Annotated in this window: 9 protein-coding genes; 6 read left to right on the plus strand and 3 right to left on the minus strand. The window is 58.6% G+C overall.

Annotation, left to right across the window (positions count from 1 at the left end; all coding sequences use genetic code 11):
• A partial coding sequence (locus EN925_RS15845) for a glycosyl hydrolase 108 family protein (RefSeq protein WP_128336687.1) occupies positions 1-501 on the minus strand: 501 nt, incomplete at its 3' end.
• A gap of 240 nt (positions 502-741) precedes the next feature.
• Here EN925_RS15845 and EN925_RS15850 point away from each other — a divergent pair.
• The 3 genes from EN925_RS15850 to EN925_RS15860 are packed head-to-tail and all read left to right on the plus strand — an operon-like array spanning position 742 to position 3,101.
• Positions 742-1,470, plus strand: a complete 729-nt coding sequence (locus EN925_RS15850) for an FkbM family methyltransferase (protein WP_013530784.1) — start codon at positions 742-744, stop codon at positions 1,468-1,470.
• A 55-nt stretch (positions 1,471-1,525) separates the two neighbouring features.
• The gene (locus EN925_RS15855; protein WP_013530783.1) at positions 1,526-1,915 is read left to right on the plus strand and encodes a hypothetical protein; all 390 of its coding nucleotides are present in this window, start codon (positions 1,526-1,528) and stop codon (positions 1,913-1,915) included.
• A 4-nt stretch (positions 1,916-1,919) separates the two neighbouring features.
• The gene (locus EN925_RS15860; protein ID WP_013530782.1) at positions 1,920-3,101 is read left to right on the plus strand and encodes a hypothetical protein; all 1,182 of its coding nucleotides are present in this window, start codon (positions 1,920-1,922) and stop codon (positions 3,099-3,101) included.
• On the opposite strand, the gene EN925_RS15865 is transcribed toward EN925_RS15860, so the two are convergent.
• Positions 3,070-5,403, minus strand: a complete 2,334-nt coding sequence (locus EN925_RS15865) for a hypothetical protein (RefSeq protein WP_127368806.1) — start codon at positions 5,401-5,403, stop codon at positions 3,070-3,072. The genes EN925_RS15860 and EN925_RS15865 overlap by 32 nt on opposite strands.
• 215 nt (positions 5,404-5,618) lie before the next feature.
• Here EN925_RS15865 and EN925_RS15870 point away from each other — a divergent pair, with 215 nt between their 5' ends.
• Positions 5,619-5,888, plus strand: coding sequence for a hypothetical protein (locus EN925_RS15870; protein WP_127368805.1), 270 nt, complete (start codon positions 5,619-5,621; stop codon positions 5,886-5,888).
• 73 nt (positions 5,889-5,961) lie between these two features.
• The gene (locus EN925_RS15875; protein WP_013530780.1) at positions 5,962-6,267 is read left to right on the plus strand and encodes a hypothetical protein; all 306 of its coding nucleotides are present in this window, start codon (positions 5,962-5,964) and stop codon (positions 6,265-6,267) included.
• Positions 6,268-6,316: 49 nt separating this feature from the next.
• Here the strand turns inward: EN925_RS15875 and EN925_RS15880 are convergent, their stop codons facing one another.
• Complete coding sequence (locus tag EN925_RS15880) at positions 6,317-6,745, minus strand: DoxX family protein (protein ID WP_063168563.1); 429 nt, start codon at positions 6,743-6,745, stop codon at positions 6,317-6,319.
• 199 nt (positions 6,746-6,944) lie between these two features.
• Here EN925_RS15880 and EN925_RS15885 point away from each other — a divergent pair, with 199 nt between their 5' ends.
• Positions 6,945-7,136: a hypothetical protein gene (locus tag EN925_RS15885; protein WP_127368804.1), complete on the plus strand. Its 192-nt coding sequence runs from the start codon at positions 6,945-6,947 to the stop codon at positions 7,134-7,136.
• The last annotated feature ends 166 nt before the right edge of the window (positions 7,137-7,302 follow it).

Below are 7,302 nucleotides of genomic sequence, written 5' to 3' on the forward strand. Positions count from 1 at the left end.
CAGCAGGGCCTGAACCCGCACCGACCTGACCCGATCCGACCAGCCGCGCCCGAATGTTGCCCATGTCGGCAACCGCTTCAGGAACGCCAGCCGCGCATCGCAAAGTGCATCGATGGTCACACCGGCCGGCTTTGCCTTGGCCGCCGCGACGGTGACCGGTCCGATCCGGCCGTCCTGCGCAACGCCGACGGCCGCCTGCAGATATTTGGCCGCCCGGCCAGGCCCGCTGTTGACGGCGAAATCGAATACCGCGTGATCGACGCCATCGGGCAACTCGGCGCCGAGCACAGCGTCCCAGTAGAAGCGGCGATAAACGGTGGCGACCTGCGCGTCGCTGATCGCGCGCAGATCCGCCTTTGTCGCGCCCGCCTTCACATAGCGGCGGAAGCTGGCAAGCGTCACGCCCTTCATGGTGGCGCCGCCAGGATCAGACGGATTGTCCGACCACCCGCCTTCCGATTTGAGAACAAGCGCAAGCGCCCGCGCGAAGTTGCGGTCCATGGTGTTTCCTTTCCTCATTGAACTATGGTCGGGGGAGACCGTTGGAGGAACCTCACGGTCTAGGAAATGCGAGGCGGGAAGCGCGGGCGCTTCAGTCGATGAGCGATGCGATGATCAGGAAGTCCGCAGTCGGAGAAAACCTTGAACCGGGCAAGCCGTGGATATGAGTCACGCACCTTGCCAGAGGCAGGGCCGGCGCGTTTACTTTCGGCTGCTGATTCCAGCTCGTAAGGAACCGAGATGATCTTGGAAGCTATTCGGAACGTGCGCGATGTTGGCTTTGAAATTCTTACCGCCGGCAGAAGAACGGTAACAGTCCGGAACATCACGCTGTCTTTGGATGGCGTTTCCCGCCGCATGCGGTACGTGATGGCCAGAGGTTACGAGGATCAAGATGCGGCTCTTGCTTTGCGCTTCCTGAGTCGCCACGACAAGGTTCTGGAGGCCGGCAGCGCGATCGGCTTCATGGCGTTGAACTGCATGATCGACATCGGCATCGATGACTACTGCATGGTCGAAGCAAACCCTCGCCTAGAGGCATCCATCCGCGAGAATTTTCGCCTCAATGGGATAAGCTTGCCCATTCTTAGGACCGTCGCTGTAGGTCCGTCCGACGGTTCTATCAGCTTCGGTATAAGCCGAAATTTCTGGTCGTCCAGCGCGTTGCCTCGAGACAACGAAGTCGAACGACTCACAATACCTATGCTCTCAATCCCGACAATCGTTTCAGACCTGCCGTTTAGGCCAACCGTCTTAATCATGGATATCGAAGGCGCCGAAACGAGCATTCCGCCAAACCATTTTGAGTTATTTGAAAAACTCATCATCGAGTTCCACCCCAAATTGACCGGCCCTGCCGAAGCGCTGGAGTTGGAGCGGAACATAACCAGGCGTGGATTTACAGAGTTTGGCCGAACTGGGGGAACAATCGCGTTTATAAAAGGCGCAGTGATAGCCGATTCGAGGTGAGACAGCCGTGAGACCAATTGCTTTCATTGCCATTGCCGTCGGACTTGGAGCTGTCATGACTATCGGCGTCCTAACATTCGCTACTCCCAAGGCTCCCAAAGCCGTGCCGAAGCTGGCAGAAATAAAGGACATCAAAGGTCGACTGACCGTGCTCACCGCTAGTTCGTTCGAGGTGAATGGCACTTCCATCGTTCTCTGTGGAGTTAGGCCATCAGGTACGACGTCTGCGGAAAAAGTAGCCCAGAGCGTTAGGCTTTCTTATGAAAATGCCTATGTGAAATGTAAGCCTGTTGGCGGCGGCACCCCATGCGATGGGAAGACGGTGGCAACCTTGGGTAGATTTGTCGTAGCGCAATGCAAGATTAACGGGGCGCTTGACTTGGCAACGGCGTTGACAGACTCCGGCATTCTTTGCGGGACAATCCCTACGTACAAGTCCTGCTAGAACCATGTCGCACTATTACGCAAAAACGCAAAGTATTCCCATTGCGACGCAGTCGACTTTTGCTGAAAAACTGAAGACAATTTACGCCGCCTCTGCCGTCATCGCAATGAGTCTGCAAAGTGTCTATCTGCCTCAATTCGGGGTAGCCGCCTTTTGCTACCTCGGGCTTCTCATGCTGATCCCGCTATTAAATGCGCCGGTCAAGGCGAATTCTTTTTGGATCGTTGCTTTCCTACTAGTCGGGATGTGCGGAACTTTCACCGAAGATGGCGGCACTAAAGCAGTCCTAGGCACTATTGGCAGCAGCTTGGCTCTCATCCTCGTTCCAGCTTGCTTTGCCAGAGACAGTCGTCCTTTGTTGGTTGGTTTGCGATGGGCGATCGCTGCGCACGCGCTTATGGTCCTGTTCCAGATTTTCTATTTCGTGGCGTTCCGAACTTATTTTGACCCGCTTGCAAGTCTTGGCCTTGGTGATCAGACGGTCATGAGTAAGAAAGGACTTGAGCTTGCCGTCGGCAGAGTGCCGCGCTTTGCAGGCTTGTCGAATGAACCGGGTACCCATTCGACTATGATCGCAAGCCTGCTTGCTGGCGAGTATGCCCTCTCGCGCAAGCTCTCTAAGGTCTCAATTTTAGGCATTCTTTCAGCGATCGCGACGATGTCGCTGGGCGGCATGATGTTCGTCGCAATGTTCTGCGGAATTGTTGGGCTCCACCAATTTTTTGCCGTTCGAAGATGGAGGATTCTTGTCGCCGCCGGCGGCATAGCGCTGCTTTCAATCACTATATATTGGGCATTGCTGAATCTTGAAACAAGATCGCAACTCTATATCGAAGGCACGCAGCACGATCAGATGATGGAGTGGGCATTTTCCTACCAGCGGATAACGTTGTTTGGCCTAAGCGAAAATCAGATACCGATGTTCTTCACATTTGGCTATCTCGGCGTTGGCCTCGACTTTCTGCTCCGATACGGCTTATGGGCAGTTATAGGGATTGCCATGTATTTGTTGAGCTTGCCGCTCTTGGGCATTGGCCTGTCGATTGTGTTGTTGGCCACAAAATTGAAGCTGACGTATCCTCTAGTTTTCGTCATCCTCGCAACGATCAACTTAGGCATGACGCAGTACCCTTACGCAAAGTTGCGAATTCATCCTAGGCTTCGAAATCCCCTGACCAGCCGATAGCCGAACTGACAACCCACAGTCCTACCGTATAGGCCTCCAGGGTTACACGCTCGCCGGGATCGAGAATGAGATATTTGCCTGCACCGCCGCCCTTGATCGTGTCCGTCCCGTTGGGCTCGATGTTCATGACATGGGTTGCGTGTACTCCGGCAAAGCCGATCCGAAGGCCAGGCACGGCAGGCGGCAGCGTATGTGTGCACGTCGCGCCGGCGCCGTTGTTGTGGCAGAGTGCCCGGTTGTGAAGCCCGGACAGCGTTGTGTTAACGCTCAGATTGATCGGCACACTCGACGTCCCCTGCAGGCCGGGATTGTTGCCGCCAATAAACCTGGTCACGGTGCCGGCCGTGATGGAACTGCCGGTGCCATCGCCAACCCATTCCGTCATGTCAAAGCCATCGACCAGCATTTCGTCTATCGCGCCGCCGGTGGTTACCCGAAAGGCAACGCCAATGGAGGTCGGGTTCTTCAGGGCGATGTCCCTGAGACTGGCTTTGCGCAGCCGTTGGCCCACCGAAAGATTGAACCGGACGCCATGCGACTGGGTGTTTCCCCTGATGCCAGAAAGGCTAAGGCTCGCCGGTGTCACTACGTTCGCAACGACAATGGCGTCGGTCGAGCAGTTCATCAACGTGCCCGGGCCGATCGCAAGTGGCGTCTGGTAGGGCGCGGCGATTACGGCTGTGGCACCTGACGTTCCGCCCGTGATAGTCTCGCCAGCCCGAAAGATGCCGGCCGAACCGCGCACATAGATGCGCTGGGTCGCGCTGTTTGCCGTTTTGGCAATCGCAGAGGTGCCTCCAGTGATTGTTTCAGCGGCCTGAAACGTTCCGCTTATCGGCAAGACCCTCAGCACGTTGGCAAAGAAGTCGACCAAGATGCCCGTCGCGCCGGATGAACCGCCTGTCACCGTCTCACCGAGTTCATAGTCGAGGGTTGAACCGGTAATGACGATTTCAAAATGTTGGAACCGCAGGGTTCCGGTCGAGCCAGAGGTGCCGCCGCTGATCGTTTCGCTAATCGCAAACGATCCAACTTGCGAGCTGAGGGCGAACTGATATTCGCCGTTTGGTTCCAATTGCAGGGCTGTGTTGTAGCGATCGATGTACCAGTTATCGAGCCGGCCCGACTGAATCTGAACGCCGAAGACGTTACCGGCAGAACTACCGGAGAGCCGGTTGCCGATTGCCTTGACATTCGAAATGACGATCTCGCTGTTGGCGTCAGTCGCAGCTACGCCAATCAGACAGTCATTCGCCACCACGTTAGTTATGATCCCTCGCGGATCTCGCGCACCGGTCATCTCCACCCAGACACCGGCGGAGGGGCTGTCGAGATGTGCATCGGCGAAAACCCCGTCGACCAACACGTCGGTGGTGTTTAGATTCCCCGTATAGGTCAACACGACACCGTCGCGTTTGCACTTCGCCGACCGGATGTTGCGCAGGATCGGCTTGCGGACGCCGGCCACGTAAACCGTGTCGCCAAACTCGCCGCCGGTTGGCGTGACGATGTTATAGCCGTCAATGTCCTCAATCGTCGGGCTGTCGACACAGAGCGCCATCACACCGGCAAGGCCGAGATTACGGACTTTCACGCCGCGGATTGTCGGCCGCTTCCGGCGTGCACCAGTGGAGAGGCCGACGCGAATACCGATAGAAGCCTGGTAGCCGGCATGTGATCCACCATCAATCGTGAGGTCCCCGTCTATCAGGACGTCATCGGCAGCGATATCGATGACGGGATGGTGGCCGGTAACGGCACCGACTGGCGCGCGCAGGATCAGGGCAGAGCCGCCCAGGCATTCGACGCGCTTCTTCGCTGTCGAGATCGTATGGTTGCCGTCGGTCTGGTAGGAGCCGTCAATCAGCACATGCGGATAGCTGCCCGCGAGCAGTGCACTGATAGCAGCCGTGGCATTCACACCGCCACCACGCGCCCCGAGCATTGATGCCGTCACCGGGGTTGAGGCGAGCGTATAGCCTGTTTTCGTCATGCCATCGCTCAGCGTGATCACCAAATCCCCGACATTCGTTCCATTCTTGCGGTACACAGCGCCGCTGCCTGCCACCTGAGAGCTGTCGTAGAAGGCGGTGCGGATGTATGTGGGCGCAACCGCCGGCGAGTATGCCTCCGCAGTCGCCTTTGTCGCGAATTGCGGATCGAGCACGGTCGTCATGGCGCCCGTCGCTACGTCCGCCGCGGCCTGGGCCTGGTCGATGATGCCTTGCGCGGCTGCCTGGATATCGCCGACGGTGTCGTCGGACTGGTAGAACGACAGCACAATGTCGTCGGTGCCGATCACAGGGTTCAGCGTCTGGAAGGCGAAGCTGCACTCACCCCGTCAACCATTTTCTGAGAAAAAATTCCTAGTCTGGTCGAAACTCCCGCGCTGAGCGACGCTGGCAAAGCGCATAAAACCCTGCTTTTGCCGGCGGCTGGTCATAAGCCGGCAGGTGTGAAATCATTCGTCGAAGCTCATGGAATGATTCCCGTCGCACGGCCTTGTGGGAGAGGACGATGGACAGACCAGCCATGGCATCCGTGTTCAGGATGCGACATGCACCAGCCACGGTTTCCGGCGTGTGCAGCACCGGCCAGGGTCAGGCCGATCCAGTCATCCGCGTGCATTCGCTGGGCGAAGCCATCCGTTTCGTCGCCAACGCCTACCCCCAATACGACGTCGGCGCCGTCGCCATCAGCTGTGGGGATGTTTCGATCGGCAGCCTCGGCAACCTGGAGGTCAAGGCGCTGTGGCGCGAATATGGCGAACGGCTGACGCAGGAATAGGCGTTCGCCCGCAGACTTTCTGGAGCGGAAATGCCGCTCGTGCGTTTCAACCCCAGCCACGGGAGCAATCGCCATGAATGTCGCCAACCTGCAACTCGAAGGCCTGTTGATGGCCGTCGCCTCGATCAATCGTCTCCTGGTTCAAAAGGGGGTGCTGACGGCGGAGGAAATCGACCTGGCCCTGCGCAAGACCGAGGCCGGCGAAACCAACGAGGAACGATCCGAAGGCATGTCCGCATCCAGCCGCGACGCCGTCAACTTTCCGATCCGGCTGCTGGAACTCGCCAACCAGTGCCAGCCGGAGGCGGAGCTGCCGTCCTTCTCAAAGCTGGCCCGCATGGTCGGCAAGATAAAGGAACCCTACAACGACCAGCTGTGAACGGTGCCGGCGGGCCGGCATGCGTCCGCGGTGGCCCACTGCCCTCGCCTCAAGCCCTGCCCGGCCATCCCAAATTGAGCGAAAGCACCTTGCCCGGTCCATGTACCGCCGCAAACAGCAGTCCGGCCAGGAACGAAAAATGGTCGATGAAGAAGCCGAACTCGGCCTGGTTGCCGGCCCAGTGGCTGGGTCCGTGGAAGGCAAGGGCCAGGAACAGCACATAGGCGGCGGCGACAAGGGCCGCCTGCGTGAAGAAGGCGCCGGTCAGGAAGCACAGCACCAGCGCGACTTCCAGGATCGCCGCGCACCAGGCCAGGAACAGCGGAAACGGAAAGCCGGCGGCGGCGATATAGCCGGCGGTGGCCGCCATGCCCATGAATTTGAACGTCACCGCCATCAGGAAGACGCCGGCGAAAATCAGCCGGGCGATGAGAAGGGCCGCGGTCTGCCACGGCGATTGAGTGATTTGCGACGACATGCTCGTTCTCCAGCTTTGCAGGTTGCTCGCTCCTAGGACGCGCGACGGACGCCAGATCCGACACACCAGGCCAATTTTTCTCGACAGGGCGCTTGCCGCGGGTCGAAGCAGGCTTCGAAGCCTCACACCGACGGCAAGGAGCGATCTTCGGTTTGCCGGCCGACGGTATAGCGTTGCTCGCTCAAAGGGGGAAACGGACATGGCCAAGGCATTGACCATTGGCGCACCGCGGCATCCGGCGATGAGCACCGCCTACGAACAGGAATGCAGGGATATGCTGGCTCCGCATCTCGACGCCCTGCTCCGCAAGGTCGAGGCTGCCGGCTGGGACCGCGGGCAGGCCACCTCGGCGCTCATGTATCTCGCCGCGATGCGGCTGAAGCCGGCCTGACGACACGCCGGCCCGAACGGCTTTCCGGCGCATCGCGCGATTGAAACTTGTTGGTAATCACGAATGTGATATTGTTAGCCGGGGCTAATGCAGCGGTGTGCCGGTGCAGCAATTTTGGGTGGGCTGAAATTTGCGAACAAGCGTCAGGTTTGGGGCGATACCTCGT

Source organism: Mesorhizobium sp. M7A.F.Ca.US.006.04.2.1, assembly GCF_004022915.1.
Classification (GTDB): Bacteria; Pseudomonadota; Alphaproteobacteria; order Rhizobiales; family Rhizobiaceae; genus Mesorhizobium; species Mesorhizobium ciceri.

Coding starts and splice junctions, on each gene's coding strand:
- EN925_RS15885 (WP_127368804.1), top strand. CDS start 6,945: ATGGCCAAGGCATTGACCATTGGCGCACCGCGGCATCCGGCGATGAGC.
- EN925_RS15875 (WP_013530780.1), top strand. CDS start 5,962: ATGAATGTCGCCAACCTGCAACTCGAAGGCCTGTTGATGGCCGTCGCC.
- EN925_RS15870 (WP_127368805.1), top strand. CDS start 5,619: ATGGACAGACCAGCCATGGCATCCGTGTTCAGGATGCGACATGCACCA.
- EN925_RS15850 (WP_013530784.1), top strand. CDS start 742: ATGATCTTGGAAGCTATTCGGAACGTGCGCGATGTTGGCTTTGAAATT.
- EN925_RS15880 (WP_063168563.1), bottom strand. CDS start 6,745: ATGTCGTCGCAAATCACTCAATCGCCGTGGCAGACCGCGGCCCTTCTC.
- EN925_RS15860 (WP_013530782.1), top strand. CDS start 1,920: ATGTCGCACTATTACGCAAAAACGCAAAGTATTCCCATTGCGACGCAG.
- EN925_RS15855 (WP_013530783.1), top strand. CDS start 1,526: ATGACTATCGGCGTCCTAACATTCGCTACTCCCAAGGCTCCCAAAGCC.